This window comes from Dyadobacter sp. LHD-138, assembly GCF_030929615.1.
Lineage (GTDB): Bacteria > Bacteroidota > Bacteroidia > Cytophagales > Spirosomataceae > Dyadobacter.
Genome location: NZ_JAVFVU010000008.1, coordinates 40,841 through 63,779, shown reverse-complemented (window position 1 = coordinate 63,779; position 22,939 = coordinate 40,841). Strand labels below are relative to the sequence as shown.

14 protein-coding genes are annotated in these 22,939 nt (G+C 42.7%); 13 read left to right on the top strand and 1 reads right to left on the bottom strand.

Annotated features, from left to right (window positions below; genetic code table 11):
- Positions 1–16 precede the first annotated feature (16 nt).
- The 8 genes from RB622_RS07940 (at position 17) to RB622_RS07905 (ending at position 14,746) form a co-directional block, all read left to right on the top strand.
- On the top strand, positions 17–2,425 hold the full coding sequence (locus tag RB622_RS07940; RefSeq protein WP_308046024.1) for an ABC transporter permease: 2,409 nt from the start codon (positions 17–19) through the stop codon (positions 2,423–2,425).
- Positions 2,426–2,602: 177 nt separating this feature from the next.
- The gene (locus tag RB622_RS07935) at positions 2,603–4,987 is read left to right on the top strand and encodes an ABC transporter permease (protein ID WP_308046023.1); all 2,385 of its coding nucleotides are present in this window, start codon (positions 2,603–2,605) and stop codon (positions 4,985–4,987) included.
- Between the two features lie 254 nt (positions 4,988–5,241).
- Positions 5,242–7,623: an ABC transporter permease gene (locus tag RB622_RS07930; protein ID WP_308046022.1), complete on the top strand. Its 2,382-nt coding sequence runs from the start codon at positions 5,242–5,244 to the stop codon at positions 7,621–7,623.
- 12 nt (positions 7,624–7,635) lie between these two features.
- The gene (locus RB622_RS07925; protein ID WP_308046021.1) at positions 7,636–8,241 is read left to right on the top strand and encodes a hypothetical protein; all 606 of its coding nucleotides are present in this window, start codon (positions 7,636–7,638) and stop codon (positions 8,239–8,241) included.
- A 12-nt stretch (positions 8,242–8,253) separates the two neighbouring features.
- Positions 8,254–10,677, top strand: a complete 2,424-nt coding sequence (locus RB622_RS07920; protein ID WP_308046020.1) for an FtsX-like permease family protein — start codon at positions 8,254–8,256, stop codon at positions 10,675–10,677.
- A 15-nt stretch (positions 10,678–10,692) separates the two neighbouring features.
- Positions 10,693–13,065, top strand: coding sequence for an ABC transporter permease (locus RB622_RS07915; RefSeq protein ID WP_308046019.1), 2,373 nt, complete (start codon positions 10,693–10,695; stop codon positions 13,063–13,065).
- 23 nt (positions 13,066–13,088) lie between these two features.
- Positions 13,089–13,382 (top strand): hypothetical protein, encoded by a 294-nt coding sequence (locus RB622_RS07910; RefSeq protein ID WP_308046018.1) that lies wholly within the window; start codon positions 13,089–13,091, stop codon positions 13,380–13,382.
- A gap of 155 nt (positions 13,383–13,537) precedes the next feature.
- Positions 13,538–14,746: a hypothetical protein gene (locus RB622_RS07905; protein WP_308046017.1), complete on the top strand. Its 1,209-nt coding sequence runs from the start codon at positions 13,538–13,540 to the stop codon at positions 14,744–14,746.
- A gap of 62 nt (positions 14,747–14,808) precedes the next feature.
- Here the strand turns inward: RB622_RS07905 and RB622_RS07900 are convergent, their stop codons facing one another.
- Positions 14,809–15,738 carry a serine hydrolase gene (locus RB622_RS07900; RefSeq protein WP_308046016.1) on the bottom strand — a complete coding sequence of 310 codons (930 nt, stop codon included), beginning with the start codon at positions 15,736–15,738 and terminating at the stop codon, positions 14,809–14,811.
- 1,319 nt (positions 15,739–17,057) lie between these two features.
- On the opposite strand from RB622_RS07900, the gene RB622_RS07895 reads away from it, so the two are divergent.
- The 5 genes from RB622_RS07895 (at position 17,058) to RB622_RS07875 (ending at position 22,781) form a co-directional block, all read left to right on the top strand.
- Positions 17,058–19,145 (top strand): T9SS type A sorting domain-containing protein, encoded by a 2,088-nt coding sequence (locus tag RB622_RS07895; RefSeq protein ID WP_308046015.1) that lies wholly within the window; start codon positions 17,058–17,060, stop codon positions 19,143–19,145.
- Between the two features lie 261 nt (positions 19,146–19,406).
- Positions 19,407–20,816 carry a GH1 family beta-glucosidase gene (locus RB622_RS07890; protein WP_308046014.1) on the top strand — a complete coding sequence of 470 codons (1,410 nt, stop codon included), beginning with the start codon at positions 19,407–19,409 and terminating at the stop codon, positions 20,814–20,816.
- A gap of 105 nt (positions 20,817–20,921) precedes the next feature.
- Positions 20,922–21,137, top strand: a complete 216-nt coding sequence (locus RB622_RS07885; RefSeq protein ID WP_308046013.1) for a hypothetical protein — start codon at positions 20,922–20,924, stop codon at positions 21,135–21,137.
- 28 nt (positions 21,138–21,165) lie between these two features.
- Positions 21,166–21,528: a hypothetical protein gene (locus RB622_RS07880; protein WP_308046012.1), complete on the top strand. Its 363-nt coding sequence runs from the start codon at positions 21,166–21,168 to the stop codon at positions 21,526–21,528.
- 212 nt (positions 21,529–21,740) lie between these two features.
- Positions 21,741–22,781, top strand: coding sequence for a hypothetical protein (locus tag RB622_RS07875; RefSeq protein ID WP_308046011.1), 1,041 nt, complete (start codon positions 21,741–21,743; stop codon positions 22,779–22,781).
- Positions 22,782–22,939: the final 158 nt, after the last annotated feature.

The following is a 22,939-nucleotide window of genomic DNA, read 5'->3' as shown; positions in this document are numbered from 1 at the left end:
AGCCAAAACCTGAAAAATGATAAAGAACTACCTGAAAATAGCCTGGAGAAACCTTTGGAAACACAAGGTGTATTCTCTCCTGAATATTCTTGGCCTTTCCACTGGGATAACGGCCTGTATCGTCATCATGCTGTTCGTTTTTTATGAAAAAAGCTTTGATGGGATTCACAGCAAAAATATTTATCGTCTGGATGAGGTTCAGAAGTTCGAAGGGATGGTTGCGCCGCAGAACGTGGCTTTGTCCATGTACCCGATGGGACCTACACTCAAAAAAGATTATCCCGAAATTTTAAACTATACCCGGATTAGCCCGATGGCGAAAGTCAAGGTTTGGCATAATCAAAAGAGGTTCGTTTTAAATTCAGGTTTTTATGTAGACTCGACTTTTTTGCAATTGTTTGATTTTCCGTTATTGAAAGGAAACAGGAACCTCGTTTTACAAAAGCCGAACAGTGTTGTTCTCACAGAAGAAAATGCTGAGAAAATATTTGGAAAGGAAGATGCGATCGGTAAAAGCATCAAAATTTACGGTGGGGACACGACTAGTTTTATTGTGACAGGCGTTCTGGCTAATATCTCCAAGGCTTCACACTTGCAATTTGACGGGCTCTTTTCACTCAGTACTTTTGCGAAACCCGATCTGATGGATAACTGGGGAGGTAACTGGATGGTGACCTATCTTGAATTGGAAAAAAATGCCAATGTTGCTTCTCTGGAAAAACAGTTTCCTGCTTTTTTGAAAAGAAATATGAAAGAAGGTAACTGGAAATTTTATGAACTTTTCCTTCAACCACTTAAAGAGGTCCATGCAAACTCGATGAGTATCACGCATGATTATCAGAATTATCAGAAATTTGACAAGACTTATACCTACGTTTTTTCAGTGATCGCACTGATCGTGTTGCTGATTGCCTGTATCAACTTTATGAATCTTTCCACAGCGCGGTCGGCTGGCAGAGCGAAGGAGATCGGGATACGGAAAGCAAGTGGTTCCGGGCGGTTTCAGTTGGGTTTACAGTTTCTTGGAGAATCTGTGATGTTGTGTTTTTTTGCTCTTTTGCTCGCTATTCCTTTTGTCTTACTCCTGCTTCCCTATGTTAATACACTCAGTCAAAGAGAACTGACTTTTTCGATTTTCACAAATCCGCTTCTTTTGCTTTCGCTGATTGCCGGGGCGGTTGTGGTCGGCATTATTTCAGGACTTTATCCGGCGGCCTATCTTTCCTCTTTCAATGCCGCAACGGTTTTGAAAGGGACGATGCAAACGGCAAAGAAAAAAATGTCATTCCGGAATGTATTGGTGGTCGGTCAGTTTGCAGGCGCTATATTCCTGATGATTGCTACCGTGTTAACGGTTCGTCAGCTCAATTACATGCAGCAGGCTAAGGTTGGTTTTGATAAAGAAGCGGTCATTACGATTCCATTAAGTCCAGAATTGCATAAAAGTTATCAGGCACTGAAAGACGAATTATTAACCAGCAAGCATGTTACCGCAGTTACAGGGTCCAGACAAAAACTGGGTAATAACCTGCATCAAACAGGTGTGCGGTTTCACGGAGACGGCCCGGTAAGAGAAATGGCTACTTCTCAGGTTGTGGTTGATCCTGATTATCTGACTTTGTACAAAATTCCCGTGATCGTCGGGCGTAATTTTGCAAAAGAAGGCGATGCCGACAACGGCAAGGCTTACATTGTGAATGAAACATTGGCCAAAGAACTCTTAAAGGATACTCCGGGAAAACCACTGGATTTTCTGATCGGTAAGAAATTTGGTTTCGGCGGGATGGATTCGGCTGGTGTTTTAATTGGCGTGGCAAAAGATTTTAATTTCAATTCGCTACATCATAAAATCGAAACACTCTGCATTTTGAACAATATGGACTGGGGTTTTAGTGAAATGTCGGTCAGAATAAATGGTAGAAATGCCAACGAAGCAATCTCCGAAATTGAGTCAACCTGGAAAAAAAATGCACCTAATGAGGATTTTGAATACGAGTTTCTGGATGAGCATTTTGCAGAATTGTATCGTGCAGATAATACCGTAAGCGAGATCGTCGGGATTTTGGCTGGACTTGCCATCCTGATTTCCTGTCTTGGACTATTCGGACTGGCCTCCTTCTCGGTAGAGCAGCGCGTGAAGGAAATCGGTGTGCGGAAAGTGCTCGGTGCGAGCGTTGCGCAAATCGTTAATCTGATATCGCAGGATTTTATCAAACTCGTGCTGATTGCCTTCGTCATCGCCTCTCCGCTTGCGTGGTATGCTATGAACAAGTGGCTGGCAGACTACGCTTACCGCATCGATATCCCCTGGTGGGTTTTTGTGTTGGCAGGAATTCTGGCCATTGCCATCGCATTGCTGACGGTAAGTTTCCAATCGATTAAGGCCGCTTTGAAAAATCCGGTGAAGTCGCTTAGGAGCGAATAGCGGTTAGCTTTTAGCTTTGGGTCCGGTAGTTTGAAGGTTCGTTTCCCGGAATATGGTAGATATTAAAGTAAATATTTTATGCTGGAATAAGTCACTACTTGTCAGTAATTTTTAATCCCAAATAAAGCTGTCGGCTGCGGCTAACAGCTAATCACTAAAAGCTAAAAGCCAACGGCTATGCTAACCAACTATTTCAAAATCGCAATCCGGAACCTGACCAGGAATAAGGTATTTTCGGTTATCAATATCGCAGGGTTATCGCTGGGGCTGACCTGCTGCATGCTGATCGTTCTTTATACAAAGGATGAAATCAGTTTTGACCGTTTTCAGGAAAATAAGGATCAACTGTACCGGATAAAAGTGACGATGTCCGATGACAAGGAAACCCGGACGATTGGCAGCACCAATGCCATTCACGGCCAGTCTTTCAAGGAAGAAATCCCTGAAATTAAAGAAGTAGTCCGGACGCAGGGAAGCTCTTTCGTTACCAAAAAAGGCAACGACCTGTTGAATGAAGAAATACTTTTCGCAGACGATAATTTTTTTCAGGTATTTTCCTTACCGCTTTTGTCCGGAGATCCCCAAACGGTTTTATCTGACGTTCATTCGATCGTGATATCCGAAGATGTTGCCAGAAAATATTTCAACACGACTGATGCTGTTGGAAAAACCCTGGATCTGAAAATAGGGGATAAGTTTGAAACGTTTAACGTTTCGGGTGTGGCCAAAAAATGCCCTCAAAATTCATCGATTCAGTTTGAATCGGTGCTGCCTTTTAAATTTCAGGAATCAAGAGGCTGGACGGATCAGGAATGGCTGGGTTTTTACATGAATACTTTTGTATTGCTGAACGACAAAGCGGATTATCATACTGTTGTTCCGAAGTTAAATCAGGTTTTTAAAACCAAGTCGGCGGAAGAAATCAGTAAGATCAAGGATTTTAGTCAAAAGATCAGTTTCGGCCTTCAGCCATTTCTGACGATACATCTGGATAATGAATCAGGCGATTTGGCAAACGGCCTGAACCATGCCAGCAGCCCGATCTACTCCTACATTCTTTCCGGTATCGCAATTTTTATTTTGCTTATCGCCTGCATTAATTTTGTCAATCTCACGGTTGCCAGATCTTTAAAAAGGGCAAAAGAAATCGGTATCAGGAAGGTTGTGGGAAGTCAGCGAAAACAGCTGATGTTCCAATTTTTGGGCGAATCTTTTTTGCTGTCCTTTGTCGCTTTTTCCCTTGCTGTTTTGCTGACCCAGCTTGTACTGCCAACTTTTAATGACCTTGCCAACAAACAATTGGCGCTCTCTTATTTGCTTGATGTGAAACTTATTTCAGGTTATCTGGCTCTTTTCCTTATCACGGGGTTGACGGCTGGCATTTATCCCGCCTTGGTGCTATCCGGGTTTAGCCCTGCTCAGACGCTGTATAACCGTACCAAACTTGTGCAGAAAAATTACCTCACCAAAGGTTTGGTTGTCTTCCAGTTTGCCTTGTCCATTTGCCTGGTTATCGGTACGATTGTTATTTATGCTCAGTTTAAGTATCTGACAAATAAAGATTTAGGATACAATGACAAAAACCTGATGCGGTTTAGTTTGGGACGCGGAGGCCCGGGTGTGGAAGTTATGAAAAGTGTGAAACAAGAGTTGGAAAATACGGCGGGTGTTGAAACCGTGGCCGCTTTTAATGGCAGTTACAATGGAACCGGTGCAAAAACGGAACATGGGAAAATTGACTTCGGGTACATCGGTGTGGACGATAATTTCCTGCCTGCGCTGCAAATTCCTGTGGTTAAGGGACGCAATTTTGCCAGGCGTTTCGGGTCTGATCCTGTGGAATCGGTGATTGTCAATGAAGCATTTGTAAAAGAAACCGGCTGGAAGGACCCGATTGGAAAAGAAGTGGATTTTGAATGGAAAAATCAAAAATACAAAGTGATTGGCGTTGTGAAGGACTATCATTTCGCATCGTTAAAGGAAAAGATTAAACCGCTGCTGCTGACTCAGGATCCGAATTACAGACTGGGTACTGTTTATCTTAAACTGGATTCCCGGAACATTCCTGAAACCATCAAAACGGTGGAGAAGATATTTCGTCAACATGTTCCGTTTATGCCTTTTGAATATAAATTTGAGGATGTTACGAATTTGAAACGGTATGAAAAAGAAGCCAAATGGAAACAAATGATTACCCTGGCGGCCGTTTTGTCCATTTTCGTATCCTGTATAGGCTTATTTGGATTGGCGACATTTAATGCGGAATCACGTGTCAAAGAAATTGGCATCCGTAAAGTTTTGGGTGCTTCCGTTGCCAGTATTACGGCTTTGTTATCGACGGATTTTGTAAAATTGGTAGGCGTTGCCATCCTTTTTTCTTTGCCGATATCCTATTATGCGATCAACATCTGGTTGCAGGATTTTCCGTACCGGATTGAGATTTCATGGTGGTATTTCGCGATTTCTGCAATCCTAGCAATTTCAATCGCGGTATTGACTGTAGGCTTTCAAAGTATACGAACAGCGATGGTCGATCCGGTGAAAAGTCTGCGGTCGGAATAAGTTATGAAGTATCTGATTTACATGGTATTAAGAGGTTAGAAGAAGATTCACTTCAATAAAAGTACGCTAATGAACAAGGTGTCCGATTTCGGACACCTTGTTTCGTTTGTTTTTGAATTAATATTCTGTAAATCAGTTTATTGTATTCTGTTGATTTCCTTGGTATAATAATTTAATGTTTAACTAAGGCGAAGTCCCTGTTTGGGAAGTCATCCGCTATGTCGTGGCTAAAAGTTGCTAAATGCGCTATAAACATGTTTAAAAACTACATCAACATTGCTTTTCGCTCGCTTTGGAAGAATCGCCTTTTTACGGGCATTAATCTTCTGGGGCTTTCGCTTGGCCTGGCAAGTGCGGTCGTTTTGATTTTGTTCATTCAGCGTGGTTTAACTTTTGATACATTTCACAAAGACAGCGACCAGATTTATTTTGTTCAAACGGCTGATAAGGAGAGTCGTTATAACCAGACGGTTTATCCCATTTTGGATCAGTTGCTCAAAACTTATCCGGAGATAGAAAAGGGAACGCATATCCAGGGCTGGGGCAACGTCTGGATTAATTACAATGGCAAGGATATTCAGGGAAATACAAAGTACGTAGACAGTACTTTTTTTGATATTTTTTCTTTTCAGCTAAAATATGGGAATTCGTCAAGTGCGCTAAAAGACCGGCAGTCGATTCTTATCAACGGTGATATCGCTGCTGCTTTATTTGGAGATAAAAATCCTGTTGGAGAGATTGTTATTGTCAATGATACTTTGAATTTTACAGTGACTGGTGTGCTGGCTCCTGTTCCTGCGAATTCGTCCATTCAGTTTGAGGTGCTCGTGCCGATAGCTAATCTGGAAGCGGATAAGAATTTCAGGAATAATGCCGACTGGTATAACACCTTTGCTGCGGTTTATCTTAAAATAAAAAAGGGAACGGATACCGGAAAGCTGGAATCGCAGTTTCCCAAATTTGTCAAGACCCACTTTGCGGAAGGGGCGAAAGACCGGACAATTCATATAGCACCAATAAAGGATTTTATACATTTTCAGAATCCTTTTTTCAAAAGTATGATTTACGGGGCGATGACTATCGCGGGATTTATTTTGTTGATTATCAGTATAAATCTTATCAATTTAAATACAGCGGTTTCATTCACCAGAGCTAAGGAGGTTGCTGTAAGAAAAGTCACCGGATCGACGCTTCGTCAGATCTTAACCCAGTTTTGGCTGGAATCCGGGATTGTGCTGGTGGCGGCACTAATGCTTTCGGTCGTTTTTGCGGTAAGCTATCTGATACCGCAGTTCAATGAATTCAGACAGGGGCGGATGCAGCTTTTGCTAAACTGGCAACAGGATTATGTCACGATACTTGTGCTGTTAGGTATCATCTGCATCATTGCTTTTACAGCGGGAACCTATCCGGCGATGTATCTTAACAAGCTGGATATCAGAAATACGATCAAAGGAACATTAACGAATAAGCCGCAGTCAAAGGGCTGGACGAAAAACAGTCTTATCGTTGTGCAGTTTGTACTGACTATTGTGCTCATTCTAGGGGCGTTGAGCGTACGCATGCAGACCGGATTTATGAGAAATGCCGACGTTGGTTTTGATAAGGAAAACGTGGTGATCGTCCAGTCGGATATGCAATACAAGAATGTGGATGCTGCAATGGGGCAGTTCAAGGGTATTCTGGATGCGCTGAAACAAAATCCATATGTGAAAAGTGTGGCTACCTCAGGGGTTGTTCCGACAAAATACTGGAGTAATTACAACCTGTATCTTTCCGAGTCGGAACCTGATAAAGAAATACGGCTGAGACAGGGGGGCACCAGTTCGGCTTATGCGCAAACTTATAACATCAGTATGATCGAAGGACGGGATTTTTCTGATGAACTGGATAAAAACGGAGAGAATAATCCGGTCGTGATCAATGAATCCGCGATGAAGGCCCTTGGCTGGAAATCGGCGGTAGGAAAGCGTCTGCGTCCGAAAAATAATGATAAGGTTTACACCGTCATTGGCGTGATGAAGGATTTTCATTACCAGGAATTAAAGGAAAAAATCGAACCTTTAATTCACTGGTACGAAGGGGAAACTGCTTTAAATAGTTATCTGACCATTAAGTTTACGGACGATAAACACGTAGCAGGAGTACTGGCCGGGCTGGAAAAAAAGATGAAAATGATGCCGGCGAAAAAGCCCTTTAAGTTTTTCTATTTGTCGGAAGAACTCAGTCGCCAGTACAATGACCTGGACGGAATCTGGAAGATGGTCAACTTTGTTACGGTGCTCTCGATCATCATTGCCCTTGCAGGAATTTTCGGACTGATAACCCTTGCTGCCAATCAACGGACCAAGGAAGTGGGTATTCGAAAAGTGCTGGGAGCGAGTGTGCGGGGAATTGCAATATTGCTGTCAAAGGATTTTGTAATGTTTGTGTTGATTTCCATACTAATCGCGATTCCGCTTGCTTATACTTTCGTAAAAAGTTATCTGCAAAAATATGAGTATCACATCACCATGCAGTGGTACACATTCGCAATGGTTGGCGCTGCTGCGCTGCTGCTTACGATACTGACGGTTGGATTTCAAAGTGTCAGAGCGGCAATGATGGATCCGGTAAAATCTTTAAAATCTGAATAACCAATTTAACCCATGAAAAAATATATCATTCTTCTATTATCGGTGACCAATACCATGGCTTTTGCCCAGTCACGCATCGTTTGCAAGAGCGTGCAGGATGATAATAATGCGTTGTCGGTGCATATCAGCGGGACGGTCGATGGCCAGAATATTGACATCAACCATAAGTTTGATCTGTCTATGATTGACAGATCCCTGCGTTTTGCATTTAAGGAAAAGATTATCGACTCCCTTGATATTTACATTCCCGATGGTCTTGAACAACCAGAGCAGCCTGCTAAACCAAAGGCTCCGAAAGCAGTTAAGCCACGTAAACCTTTGACAACCAAACCGGATATTGATCCAATTGAAAATGTTGATACCGTCGGAGAAGATAGCGATGTGGTTTCTTCATCAAATGACTATAAAACACAGCCGACTTATGGAAAACAGCCATTTAACAAGGAAATAAGATACAGTTCTGACTGCGGTGAGCTGTTCATGCGCTACAAGTATGTGAAAGACGGCGAGGAATATGAATACGAACGTACTGTCAATGCGAAAGGCAAATCGGAAAAAGAGCGCTTGCGTATTATCGAAGAGACTGAAAGAGAACTAGGTCTGTCATTGATCCAATAACAATTGTCTTATATGATCCGTAATTATCTGAAAATTGCGTTCCGGAATATCTGGAAGAGCAAGGGTTATGCCTTTATTAATATTATAGGGTTATCTGTTGCGTTTTGCATCAGCGTTTTCCTGTTTATGACAGCATATTTTCAAATGTCCTTTGATAATTTTCATCAGGATGGAGACCGTATTTTTCAGACTTATTTATTTTCCAATGATCCCGACAAGGCGGGTCGGTCCGGGTCTATGCCCATGCCGCTTACACCTGCGTTAAAAGCGGAATATCCCGAGGTGGAAGCTGCAACTCGGCTGATGAACGGCAGTAGCCTGGTGGAATACAAAGGCAAATATTTTGACAAGCAGGTGATGCTTGTCGATGCTGATTTTTTACGGGTTTTCTCGTTTTCGATGCTGGAAGGGAACCGGCAATCCGCTCTGAACGGGTTGAGTGATATTGTTATTAGCCTGCCTATGGCCAAAGCCGTTTTTGGTAGTGAGGATCCCGTTGGGAAACAAATTCAGCTAGGGGCGGATGGCGGGAGCAAAAAGACCTATCTGGTTACCGGGGTGCTGAATGATTTTCCTGATAACTCTTCGATTAAATCGGATGCTTTTATACGGGTTGAAAATCATGGAGGATATCATCGTGAAAAGGATCAGTGGGATGCAATGTCGCATAAGGCGTTTGTAAAACTGAAACCTAACGTGAATCAGCTCACATTTGAAAACCGGTTGAAGTCTTTTTCTGCCAAATATTTTTCAGACAACATTACCAAGTTGAAAAAGAACGGTGCCAAGCCGGACGAACGTGGTGACTTATTTGCTGTAAGATTGCAAAAACTGGCAAATCTGCATTTCGACAGGGAGATCTCCGGTGGAAACGGCTCGTCGATGGCTGTGGTTTATTCAATATTGGGAATCGCATTTTTCATCTTGTTAATAGCCTGTATCAATTTTATCAATCTTACCGTTGCCCGCTCGTTCACAAGAGCGCGGGAAGTTGGCGTTCGCAAGTCTCTGGGTGCGCTTAAAAATCAGCTTTTTGTGCAGATCTGGGGTGAAGCTGCGATGATCTGTTTTGGTGGTTTTGTCGTCGGATTGCTTTTGGCTTATGTTTTACTGCCGCAGTTCAATGCGACGTTCCAGGGAAAACTTACGCTGGATTATATCTTTCAACCCGACAGAGTGGGCATTATTCTGGGCCTGTTTTTATTGGTAACCTTAATCGCCGGCGGTTATCCTGCCTGGCAAATGTCGAAGTTTAATGCGGTGGAGGTTTTAAAAGGAAAAATTACGCTTTCTCGTCCCGGTATTTTACGTAATTCACTCATCGTAACGCAATTTACGTTGTCCAGCTTGTTGATTTGCTGTACCGTTATTGCCATTCAGCAGATTAAACATTTACGGACGCAGCCGCTGGGTTTTACCAAAGAAGAGGTGATAAGTATTCCTGTCGGGAATAAAGTGAACGGGCAACAGGTTTTGCAGCGGATGCGGAATTTGCTGCATGACGACCCGAATATCATTTCCCTTTCCGGCAGTGCGGTGAACCTGGGTATGGGTAAAGACAGGAGTTCGTCGCGAAGCGTGATCGGGTTTGTGTATAAAGACCGGGAAATATCGACGGACTGGCTGCATATCGACTATGATTATTTAAAAACCTTGGGAATAAAATTGCTGGACGGCCGTGAGTTTGATTCCGCCTATCCGACAGATTCACTCAATCGGGTGGTGATCACCGAAAGTATGGCCAAAATGATCGGCGAAAAAGAGCCTGTGGGTAAGTTTTTCGAAACGGATACAGCGGGAGCAAAATATCAGATCATCGGTTTGGTACCGGATTTTAACCTTTATTCCTCTAAAACGGACAAGAAACCGGTGACGATGTTTATTGCTCCATCAAGCCCGATCAGTTATATTTTTGTCCGGGTTACGCCTCAGAGGCTCGCTGGTGCTATGGATAAAATTACGAATGTCTGGAAAGAAGTGGCCCCGCAGGCTGAGTTTACGGGGACATTTCTTGACGAAAATACAGACGGCTGGTACAGGGATGAAGAAAAGCTTTCACAGATGTTTAGTCTGGCATCCGGAATAGCCGTCTTACTTTCCTGTTTAGGCTTATTTGCGGTTGCGCTGATGGTTATTGAGCAACGAACAAAAGAAATAGGCGTCCGTAAAGTTTTGGGTGCCAGTGTGGGAGGTATTGTGTTTACACTTTCGCAGGATTTTGTCAAAATGGTTATTTTATCCATCATTATTGCCACGCCATTAGCCTGGTTTGCTATGCAAAAATGGCTTGATAATTACTCTTACCGCATCGAAATCAGTGTTTGGGTATTTATTCTGGTAGGTCTGTCAGCGATCCTGATTGCCCTGGCAACCGTCAGTTTTCAGAGTATCAAAGCCGCTTTGATGAACCCCGTAAAATCGCTTCGTTCCGAGTAATCTAACCTTCCAGTCATGTTTAAAAACTATCTCAGAATTGCTTTAAGGAATCTTTGGAAGCACAAGAATTATTCCTTCATCAACATTGCTGGTCTGGCAATGGGAATGGCCGTTTCCATGCTGATCCTCATGTTTGTGGTTCACGAGTATAGTTATGACAAGTTCCACGAGAAAGGGAACCGGATTTACCGTTTGCTCACGAAGGTCAAAATGGATGGGCATGACATGCAGTCCATAAGTTTCAGTGCCAAGCTGGCTCCGCTTCTTAAAGAATCCACGCCTCATGTAGAAGATTTCGTGCGGGTAAAAGCTGCCTATAATAAGGTGGTTATTAAAAATCCGGAAAGGCCTGCAAGCCAGTTTTTTGAGAAGGACTTTTTGTTTGCCGATGGATCGTTTTTTAATGTTTTTTCTTTTAAAGTAAAAAGCGGGGACCGCAGCAATTTTTTGGCAAAACCCTATACGATGGTGATTTCCGAAAGGGCGGCGGCGAAATATTTTGGCGATCAGGATCCGGTTGGGAAAACCCTTTTGTACGAGGGAAAACACTTGTTTGAAATTACAGGAGTAGCCGAAAACCCACCTTCCAACTCTACTTTTAATTTTGACTTTGTCGCTTCGGTTAACACGATACCGCAGCTGGATGAAAGCAATAAGTCGATGTGGGAGCATGCCGGTGCTTTCAATAATTATTATTTACTGGACTCTGAGAAATCCGTTGCCCTTGTTCAAAAGAACATTCTTAGCGCGGGAAAGAAAACAGGTGCTTTTGATGAGCACTCCACCTATATCCTGGAAAAGTTTTCCTCGATACACCTGGAAAATAGTTTTGCCAGCTCGGGAAATGTCAGACTGATCAAGATTTTTGCCGGCGTGGCGTCACTGATATTGTTCCTGGCTCTTTTTAATTATATGAATCTCACCACGGCCCGTTCCACTTTGCGCGCCAAAGAAGTAGGGGTGCGGAAAGTTGCCGGTGCCGGCAGAGGAGGATTGATTAAACAGTTTTACACAGAATCCGTATTGGTTTGCTGCCTGGCATTTTTGCTGTCGTTCGTGCTGGTTGAGGCGATGCGACGGCCTTTTTACAATCTGTTGGATCTCAGGATCGATTCATCATTTCTGTTGTCGCCTGCTTTTATCGGAATTTTGGTCAGTGTGTTGCTGCTCAGTGCCTTTGTCGCGGGAAGTTATCCGGCTTTGATTTTATCCGGTTTTGCTCCGATTGAAGTGTTAAAGGGCAGGTTTACCAGTCAACAAAAGGGCGTTTCGTTGCGCAGGATCTTCATGGTATTTCAGTTTTCAGTTTCCATAGCGCTTATTGTTTGCAGCGTCATTGTGCAGCAGCAGTTAAGTTACATGCAGAACAAGAATCTCGGATTTAACAAAGATCAGATGCTGGCCATTTCGTTAAGCGGATCGGTGGGCAAAAACTATTTTTCGCTGAAAAACGAGATTGCTTCTTTAACTGGTGTTGAAGATGTAGCCATATCAAGTACGGGTTTATTTAAAGGATATAGCATGTCTTTTTCGCAAAATCCGGATACAAAGAAATTTATAAGTCTTACTTATTCCGAAGTTGACGCAAATTTTCCGGGTGCTTTTGGGTTAGCATGGAAGATAAAACCGGATGGTAGTTCGTGGAAAAAAGGCGACGGGGTTTTGTTGAATGAAGTTGCCGTGAAGGAGCTTGGATTAAAGGGAAATCCCATCGGACAGCAGGTTTTCAACCGACGGATTGCCGGGGTTTTGAAAAATTTTCAGTTTACGTCGGTTCAGCATGAAGTGAAGGCTATGGGGCTTTTTGTGCTCAGTGATACCACCAATTTGCTTAAAGATGAACAAGGCTCAGCCGTTCTTTTTGCGCGGATGGACCCCAAAATTGATATCAAAGATAAGATCGCTTCCATCGAAAAAATTTATAAAAAGTATTCTGCGGATAAGCCATTCGAGTACTATTTCCTTGATGACGCATTTAACGAAACTTTTAAAACCGAGATCCGTATGTCGCGTATGTTCACGGTGTTTACGGCTTTTGCTATTTTTATTGCCTGTATGGGGCTTTTTGGACTGGTAACGTTCACAGCCGAAACCCGCACCAAGGAAATTGGTATCAGAAAGGTGTTGGGTGCGAGTGTTTCCAGTGTCGTAACGCTTCTCTCGAAAGACTTCTTTAAACTTGTTTTTATTGCAATCATCATGGCTACACCAGTGGCCTGGTATGCCATGGACAAATGGTTGCAGGATTTTGCCTATAAGATTGAGATCGCCTGGTGGGTGTTCGCCGCCGCCGGTCTAGTCACGATGGTGATTACCTTCCTGACCGTAGGATTTCAAAGTTTTAAAGCCGCCCTTATGGACCCCGTTAAATCGCTTAAAACAGACTAGAAATAATTTAAACAACCAATTATATGAGCCATATAGCTATACCGATCCCAACAATTCCAGGAAGACATGAGATCGAAATCGAAGTAACGGTTAATGGATTGAAGGAACAACTTCATTATCGCGTAGAGCTGTTTTATTGGGATAATTGTTCCAATCCGGCAGGGCATCGTGCCGACTGTATCAGCGAAATGCTGGCACATCAGGATCCGGAATGGGCAGTTTATTACATTGGTGCACCCAATGACGAATATGTCCCGATCACGTTTGTTAAAAAGGAAAGCAGACGATTCCTGCAACACAACAGAGCATTGGCTTAATGTAAAAAGACACATATCGGTTTAGCGACTTCAATGTCCATAGATACCCTGTTTCGGCAGGGTATTTTTTTGCCGGTAATTTTATTTTGCATCAATGTTGCATTTACGAATGTGTTATCTATATTTGCATCATTGTTGCATTTAAATGAAAACTGATGAAAAGTAATCTATTTAAAACGTTATTAGCCATTTCCATTGCGTCAGCCTTTTTTTCCTGTGAAAAGGATGACGAAGAAGTCGTGACTCCGGTGGAAGAGACGGAGTATAAGTTTGTTCGTATCCTGGTTAACGACGAGCTGACCAACCAGCTTTCCCTGGTGGATCCCGTAAAACTTTCGGTAGAATCTTTTACAGCACAATATCCAAAATCGGCACTTTATCCTACGCAGGCAGGCCGTTTTGGCGTATTGGTGAATAGTGCTAACAATCTGCTTCAATTGTTTGACACTGGTTTTGAAGGCCATGGTGATCACGTGGATGTGAAAGGCACACCAAAGTTTGGGGCCTTAATCGGAGACGGCAACAAGCCGACGCATTTCAAAAGTAAGTCGGATGAAATTATAACGTTTAATGACGGTGACGGAACGTTAAGCATTGCCAATGCAGCCGATTTCCATGTCAGCGGGGCCAAAATGAAAACGATTAATGCCGGAAACATCGCCCATCATGGCGCTATGACCAAGTTTGATAACGGAACCTATGCGATCACCGAAAAAGATGGTTCTGTCTCCGGTGTTTTGCCCGAACGGGTGAAGATTATTGATGTTTCGGGTAAAACACTTTTTGCCTCGACGGTTCAAACCAAGGGGATTCATGGGAATGCAAGCGATGGCAAAGTTTCGCTTTTTGGTTCATCCAGCGGGGTTTTGGTTGTTGAACCAACGGGCAAGCAACATCTGATCGCCCATCCGGCCAGTTTTGGAACGGCCTGGTTCGGGTCAATTCTTGAGGCCAGGGGAGCAGGCAAGTTTATTGGTTATACTGCTGCGGTGGGTGCTTATCTGATCGATCCAATTACGGATAAGATTACACCAATTATTGAAAGTGCTGATCTGATTCAGGTTAAGGTGGATTATGCCGGAAACAAGCTGATCGCGCTTTTACACAGCGGCGAGGTGAAAATTTATGATTTGAAAACCAATAGTCTTGTCAAAAGCGGCGCTGTAATCGGGGCTACGGCCAAGGATGAAAAGCAAAAACCGCAGATCGAAGCGACATCAAGATTTTTGTATATAACCCAGCCGAAAAGTGGCGAATTGTTAAAAGTTGAAGTGGTCGATTTTAGCAAAATCAATAAAATAAAGGTCTCGGCAACGCCTTACCGTCTAACTGTTTTAGGTGTTGAATCGAGCGAAAGCCACTAACAGATGATCTGTTTTTGGAAATAAATGCCCTGGTTGTCATCGATTGATAACCAGGGTTATTTTTAAAACCACCACTGCTCATAACCTGCAACCGGTTTCCATTTGCTTTTGGGCTCAAAGTGGTTCCAGATAATTTCAGAAACCGTCCGAATGAGTTTGGATCCTTCATTTTCTCGTTCCCAGCGCTGATCCTGCTGATTTTTTGTCGTAATGCAAAAGACATAGTCTCCGTGCGGCGCATGTACCATAACGATCTCTGATTTTGCCTGATCAACGGCTCCGCCCTTTGAACTAGCCTTAATGTTCGATGGAATTTGTGAAAGGGCCCCGCCGTCCCAGAACTGCATGCCCAGATAACGGTACATCCTGTCGCTGGCGGCCGGACTGATGACTTTTCCCTGCCGGATCATAGCCATTAATTCCGCCATTTCTTTCGGTGTGGTTTGTCCCCAGCCATAGGCCGCCTGCCCTTGTTTGCGTCCGGGCGTCCGGGAATTTACCCTGGTGCTGACGAAACCATTTTCCTCCAGCCATTGGTTAATAGAAATTCCTCCTCCTGCCAACGCCTGAAGCCACAAACTACCCGTGTTATCGCTTTCAGAAATCATCAGATGAATCACTTTGGGTAGCGGTATTTTCGTGCTGTCGCGGAATGAACCTACCACACCGTCGTCATATTTCAATGAATCCCGATAGGTTAGCAACTGATCGAATTTCAGTTCGCCTTTATCCAGCTTATTAAAAACCCCGATCATGATCGGCACTTTTACCATGCTTGCCGTGGGGAATATCGTGTCGGCATTAACCATGGAAACCTTATTTGTCTTCAAATTTCTCACATAAACGCCGGCTGATCCATGGAATCCGAGCAACGCTTTTTCCAGTTTTGCCGTTAATTTTTTATCAATGTAAGAAGCCTTATTTTCAAATGGCTGTGTCAGACCCTGGATTGAAATCAGCAGAAAAGTTAAGATTGAGAGCACGTTTTTCATGAATGAGGTTATTTTTTGTTGAAAATTAAAGTTTGCCGGGAACAACCCGTCGGTGATACGGCTCAAAGTGATGTCTAAGTGATTTTGAATTTATACCAATTTCATCGAAAAAGGTAACACGTAGTTTCAAAATGACGCTTGTGGCTGACATATTGTTCAAATTTTAAGCTGATTTTTCAATATTTTTCTTCCCAGGTTCTGCATTTACTACGTAGTAGGGCAATTTTTCCATTGATTTAGATGGAAAAAGTAAAAAAATATTTAACGCCAACGGTTACAGGCAATTCTACATTTTGATATTTCAGGAAAAATGGAGCTGTCTAATGAGTTCTACACCTAAATAACGGGTTTAAAAGGCCTGTTAAGGAAGAAATGAATATTGGAATCATCTCTTATTTCTTGAAGTAGTTAAATTTTTTATAACGGGCTACTACTGAAAAGTGGGTAGTGAAGGCTCGATGTTTGACTAACGAAATTGTCAACAAGATTTTAACGAATTAAAATTTGTATACGTAAAATTACGCAGTCTTCGGATTTTTGCATCGAAATGGCTACCGCGGCGTATATAACTAAGCGTTTTAAATCCATAATACAGTTCATAGGGTTGTAGCGGTTCACATGAATTTATGTCTAGTGTAGCACAACGAGTGAAATATCGTGTTTTACAGTACTATTCCGGGATTGTCATATTTTGGATTTTAGCAATGGGATTCCCACTTTTCGACATAGCTCGTGTGAATTAAAGAAATGCCTGCTCCCAGAAAATTCGTCATTTCACGAAAACTTTCCTTAAAACATCTTTCGAAAGACAACTAATTTTTTTGATATTGGAAAAGTTATATTTTAAAAAACCGAGTTAGGAAGAACAGACAGTTCTACGTAAAGTAGATTGTTGTATACTAAATGGACTCAATACGGTGAATTTTATCTTATTTTGATGTTAGATATAGTTAATTTTTGTTATAGAAGTATTTCGAAAAATGGAATAGATTTAGTTTTTATTTTCAATTAATATAAAATTAATCATAAAATATGTTAGATGAATAACTAGAAAAGTTTTTACATTTGCACATCTAATCGTCTCATTTTCATCATTAAAACGGATTTGATGGAAGTTGCTAAAACGTTTCTCAGTTAAGTTGTCGTAAGTTGTGCCAGGTCGGTTAATGATAATTTACCACCATATTTCACGGTCATTTTAGAAACAGGTTAGCACCTTTTTATTGCACTCTTTTGATGTGAGCTGAACGATCTAGTTTACATACCCCGTAAATCCAAAATTTTTTAAATTTTCTCTATTGCTTAAACTATACAACCTAATGAAAACTTTCTATTCACTCGTTCTTGTGTGCGTATTGCTATGCACAGCAGGTAGCAAGCTTAATGCGTCTGGTCTTAGGGCTAAGGCAAAGACCGAAAAATTAAATAAGGTGACGGTGCCGGCCAGATCTGCGGCCGTTTTAACAGGTGATTTATGTAACTGTGGTGATAATGTCCTGAAAAATCCCAGCTTTGAAAATAACGATGAGTTTGAAGGATGGACAAAGTCAGGATCCTGGAGTTCCAATACCGACTACGATGTTTGCGGAGATAAAGCGGTTGTTTTAAAAAATGACGGGAATCTCTACCAGGATGTTCCGGTTGTGCCGGGAACGAAAGTCGATTTTTCCATATTCGGAGGATATCATGCTAAAAAAGGACAAACATTCAAATTGACTTTCTATACGGCTGCCAAAGTTGCAATACCCGATGGGGCCCAGTCAATTGCGGTTGATTGGGATGTGGATAATGTCCCCAATGGCACGCCTATTTTAAAGAAATACGTATTTAACACGGCCACCGCGCCAGCCAATGCCGCTTATGTCCGCGCTGAGGCAACTTCATTGACGGGCGACTGGTTTAAAGTTGACGCCGCCTGTATGAAATTAACCATTGCCTGTGACAACTGTGCCGGTAATCTTTTACTTAATCCGAGCTTTGAAGAATTCAATACAGTCAATAATGTGAAAATTCCTAAGAACTGGAGCTCTTCCAATGATGCGGCTAAAATTTTCACCGTTGATGATTCTTATGAAGTTTGCGGGACTAAAAATGGTTTGTTGGGGACAGCTGGTGGCAGTTTCTGGCAGGACGTCAATACCATTGCCGGAAGTAATGTAACACTTACTATTTGGGGAGGGTATCATTCAAAAGCAAATCAAAAATTCCAGCTTATTTTTTATAGTCCAACCAACGTAGTATTGGATACAAAATCAGTGGATCTTAATAAAACCGTTGAAGAGTATCCAAGGTCAAGTCCCAAAGGACTGACGCAATATTCACTATCGGGAATTGCACCCGTGGGAACGAAATATGTACGGGTACTTGGATCTTCTACCGGTAATTATCTGAAAGTAGATGCTGCCTGTCTTAAAATTACACCTCCAACTTGTGAGACTTGTACCAACAATGTTTTGGCGAATCCTAGTTTTGAAAACGGGACTGCTTCATGGACTACGGTTGTAGGAACTTTCGCGGAATCTAACGACTATGTCGTGTGTGGTGTAAAGTCGGGTAAGTTGACCGGGAAATCTACCATTGCACAGGAAAAAGAGGTGGCACCCGGTAGCAGCGTAACTTTCTCTTGCTATGCCGGATTTAACACGGCAAGTTCCCAGTTAATTAAGCTTAGATTCCTGAACGCTGCCCGAACAGAATTGTCGACGAAGGAAACAGCCATTAACAAGGTGTATACGACCAGTCCGTTTGGTTTACAGAAATTTACAGTCTCTGATAAAGCACCGTTAAATACGAAATATGTCTCCATTGAAATTGTTTCTTCAGGTAATGAAATGATCGTGGACCTGAGTTGTGTAACCGTAGAAGCCGGCACGCCGCTCCCTGTAACGCTGACAGATTTCAAGGTGAAGAAAGAAGGAACTGCTGCGATTCTGGTTTGGAATACCACATCGGAAACAAACGCGAAAGAATTTGAAGTACAGCACAGTCTGAACGGCAAGCAATGGGAAATACTTGGCGTAGTTGGTGCCGAAGGTGAAAGCAGTATTATCAAGTCGTACACTTATACACACGCTAAACCTGCCAAGGGAAGCAACCTGTATCGGTTGAGAATGGTTGACCAGGATGCGACATTCGCTTTCAGCCGGATTGTAAGCGAGCGCTTTGTTACCGAAGAATCGGTCATGCTTTATCCGAATCCAAGTTCAAACTTCATGAAGCTGCAATCGGGTAATGAAAAAGTGGCAAGTATCCAGATTTATGATGTAAGAGGCGTTAAAGTAAGAGACTTTGTTCCGCAGGAGGGCAATGATATTGATGTCAGCAGCCTTGCGCAGGGAACCTATATCGTAACCTTTAAACAAAGCAGCGGACTATTGAATAAGCAAAGAATCCAAATCGTGAGATAATTAAATAGCGTTATTAGTTTAAAATTCCTTCATCTGTTTTGTACGGGTGAAGGATTTTTTGCGGAAAGGGATTGTGTTAAGAAATTGTTGCGAAGCGAAAAAGACAGTTTCTGATTTTCAATAATTTGCATTGAAGTCAGTGAGATAGGACGTTCCAATATTAAGTTTTCTCTATCATGATGAAATTGTTACCTTTTTGGAAATTATTCCGTTTAGTTTTGCGTTGCTAACTTCCTGTACTCAATGTAATTAGTGTAAGTTTTGAAAGATTTTAATTTTGACCCTACCGAAACACTTCCCGTTCCATCTTTCATGTCGGACGCTCCCGGTATCGAAAAGCTTTCCGCCAAAGACTTTGGGAAGGATTTCAGGTGGGGAACGGCAACAGCGGCATTCCAGGTTGAAGGTACGGTTACAGATGACGGCCGTGGTCCGTCCATTTGGGATACTTTTACCAGGAAAAAAGGCAAGATCAAAAATAACCATCATGCGGAAATTGCCTGCGATTTTTATAACCGCTATGATGAAGATCTAAATCTGGTAGCGGCGCTGGGTTTTAAGGAATTCAGGTTTTCATTGTCCTGGTCGAGGATTTTACCTGAGGGAACAGGCCATGTCAATCAAAAAGGAATTGATTTCTATAACCGGATTATTGATAAATGTCTTGCGCTGGGCATTGAACCGTGGATTACTTTATACCATTGGGATCTGCCGCAGGCGCTTGAAGATCGGGGAGGATGGAAAAACCGGGATATCGTCAACTGGTTTTCTGAATATGTTATGCGTTGCGCTAGGGAATTCGGAGCAAAGGTGAAAAACTGGATTGTGTTAAACGAGCCCATGGCCGTGGCAGGATTGGGTTATACGACCGGCTTGCACGCACCCGGGAAAAAAGGCATATTTAACTTTCTGCCTGTCGTGCATCATCTTGCGCTGTGCCAGGCCGAGGGCGGAAGAATTCTTCGTGAAAATGTTGATAAGGCCTATATCGGAACGGCGCTTTCCTGCTCCCATGTACAGCCGTTTTCTTCCAAACCCAAAGATGTGAGGGCTGCACAAAGAGCGGATGCAATTATGAACAGGCTCTTCATAGAACCAACGTTGGGGTTGGGGTATCCTTCGGATGTGTTCCCTTTTCTGAAAGGGATCAATAAATTCATGAAGCCGGGCGATGAGGAAAAGCTTGTTTTCGATTTTGATTTTATAGGCTTACAGAATTATTTTCGGGTCATTGTAAAGCATTCTTATTTTGCACCGGTCATGTGGCTTGAAGAGGTTCCGGCAAAAAAAAGGAATGTTCCGTTGACGGCCATGGGCTGGGAAGTGGCGCCGGATGGGATTTATGAAATCCTCAAACAGTTTGGTCATTATAGGGGAATAAAGGAAATCATCATTTCAGAAAACGGAGCTGCTTTTGAGGATGTTTTTCAAAATGATGAAGTAAAGGATGTAAGGCGAATCCAGTTTTTCGAGGATTATCTGACCCACGTGCTCAGGGCCAAAAAAGAAGGTGTTAAGGTAGGCGGCTATCTTGCCTGGTCCTTATTGGATAATTTTGAATGGGCCGAGGGTTATCATCCGCGGTTTGGTCTGGTTTATGTAAACTACGATACCCAGCAAAGAACCATTAAAGATTCCGGAAAATGGTTCGCACAGTTCCTTAAAAGTTAGACTGCGTCAGCGCATTAGTCTGAAAGCGGGCAACTGATATTTTATCAGTTCCTTCCAACCTTTTTTGCGCAGAATGAATCTTTGTTAAAAATTTCATTCTGTCACATGAAAAAAATATTGATTTGTTTTTTCTTTCTGGCGCTTGGAAGCTGTCAGAATAATGACGCCCCGGAATCCGATTGTATCGGTAAGGCGACGCACAATCCCTGCTATTTACTGTATGACCCCGTTTGCGGCTGTGATGGAAAAACCTATGGCAACAGCTGTGAGGCGCAATCGGAAGGTGTCAAAAGATATACGAAAGGAGCTTGCAATAACTAAATCTATCCCTAAACGATACATCAGTGCCATGAAAATCGGAATCATATTATTTGGACTGCTGGCCTGGATCAGCTGTAATGAGGAAAAAATCGCAAAAAGAGATGTAGAGACCATTGAAAGCGAGGGCGAATGGGTGAACATGCTGGCGACCGATGGGTGCTCCTGGCATTTCGAAATCCCTGCCGAGGATAAAACAATGACGTATTATTTGCCGGACGATAATTCGCGCAAAGAAATTGAAAAAGTACTCGGCAAAAAGGAAGACAGTTATTCATTTACCAAGGTACGCATCCGTTACAGCCTGACCGGAAGAAAGAGGGACGTGCAATGCGGATGGGGCGCGACCAACAGCTATGACGAAATAGCGGTGTACGAGATAACGAAAAAATAAAAGCAAGGGTTATAAATAGTGCATAAAAAAGTGTCCGGTATTGGACACTTTTTTGTTTTTATAAATATGTAAATATTTGAAATATAGATCGTTGGTGGCATGGAATGGTTTTGGTTGAATGTTTATTGAGGTGTTAATGAAAAAAAGATTTGCAGCTGACGCAACCTCCGTTTTTAAATTAACATCATATACCAAACGAAACTTATTAGATCATGAAAAGAACACAATTACTACCCCTTGTATTTGCCTTGCTTGTTGCCATTACTTCCTGCGCGCAGCATGCTGATGAAAAGCCATATATTACTAAAAATTTTACGGGTGCTTCGCTATCCAACCTGATCGTAGAAACTTCCGGTGGTTCCATCGCGGTAGCTGGCGATCAGGCCAGTGGTGTTAAGGTAGAAATGTATGTTCGTCCGAATAACTGGAATGGGAAAGTTAATTTAAGCAAGGAAGAAATTGAAGACCGTCTGGAAGATTTTGACATTTTTATTGGTACCGAAGGAAATAAAGTGAAAGCGACTGCCAACCGGAAAAATAAAAACGGATGGGATAAAAACAGCGTATCCATTTCTTTCAAAGTGTACACACCGCGCAATATGGCTACCAATTTGAGAACCAGCGGGGGAAGTATCCGTATTTCTTCATTACGTGGGGAACAAAATTTCAGAACCAGCGGCGGCAGCCTGAAAGTGTCTGATCTGGACGGTGTTATCAATGGACAAACTTCCGGCGGAAGCATTGAAGTCGAAAAGTGCAGGCAGGATGTTACGCTGCAAACCAGTGGAGGAAGTATCACAGCGAGAGAGCTGAACGGAAAAATTAATTTACAGACTTCCGGAGGCAGCATTACATTAAATGCGCTTGATGGCGACGTGACAGCCCATACCAGCGGAGGAAGCATTAAAGGCGATGGTATCAAAGGCGCGCTGGATGCTGGCACCTCGGGCGGTTCTGTTCGTTTGGCGGGTGTTGCCGGAAGTGTGAAGGCACATACGAGTGGCGGAAGCATGGAAGTTGAAATTTCTCAGCTGGGTAAATTCGTAGACTTGTCAACATCAGCGGGAAGCGTGCGTGTGACGATGCCGATGGACAAAGGGATGGATTTAAACCTGAAAGGGAATAAGGTGAGTGTCAGCCTGAAAAATTTTGATGGACAGATAGAAAAAGATCGCGTTCAGGGAAAACTGAATGGCGGTGGGATTCCTGTTAATTTATCTGCCAATGGTGGATCGGTAAGCATCAACCAGTAATAAAATATAAGTCGTAAACGCTTGCTCAACAGGGCGTTCGCCCCTGAACAAAAGTGTCCGTTATCGGACACTTTTGTTGTTTTAAGGCAGTGTAACTTATTGATTGATAGTTGTATATTGTTTTGGCATAATTTTACTTCATATACTTCGAAGTAAAG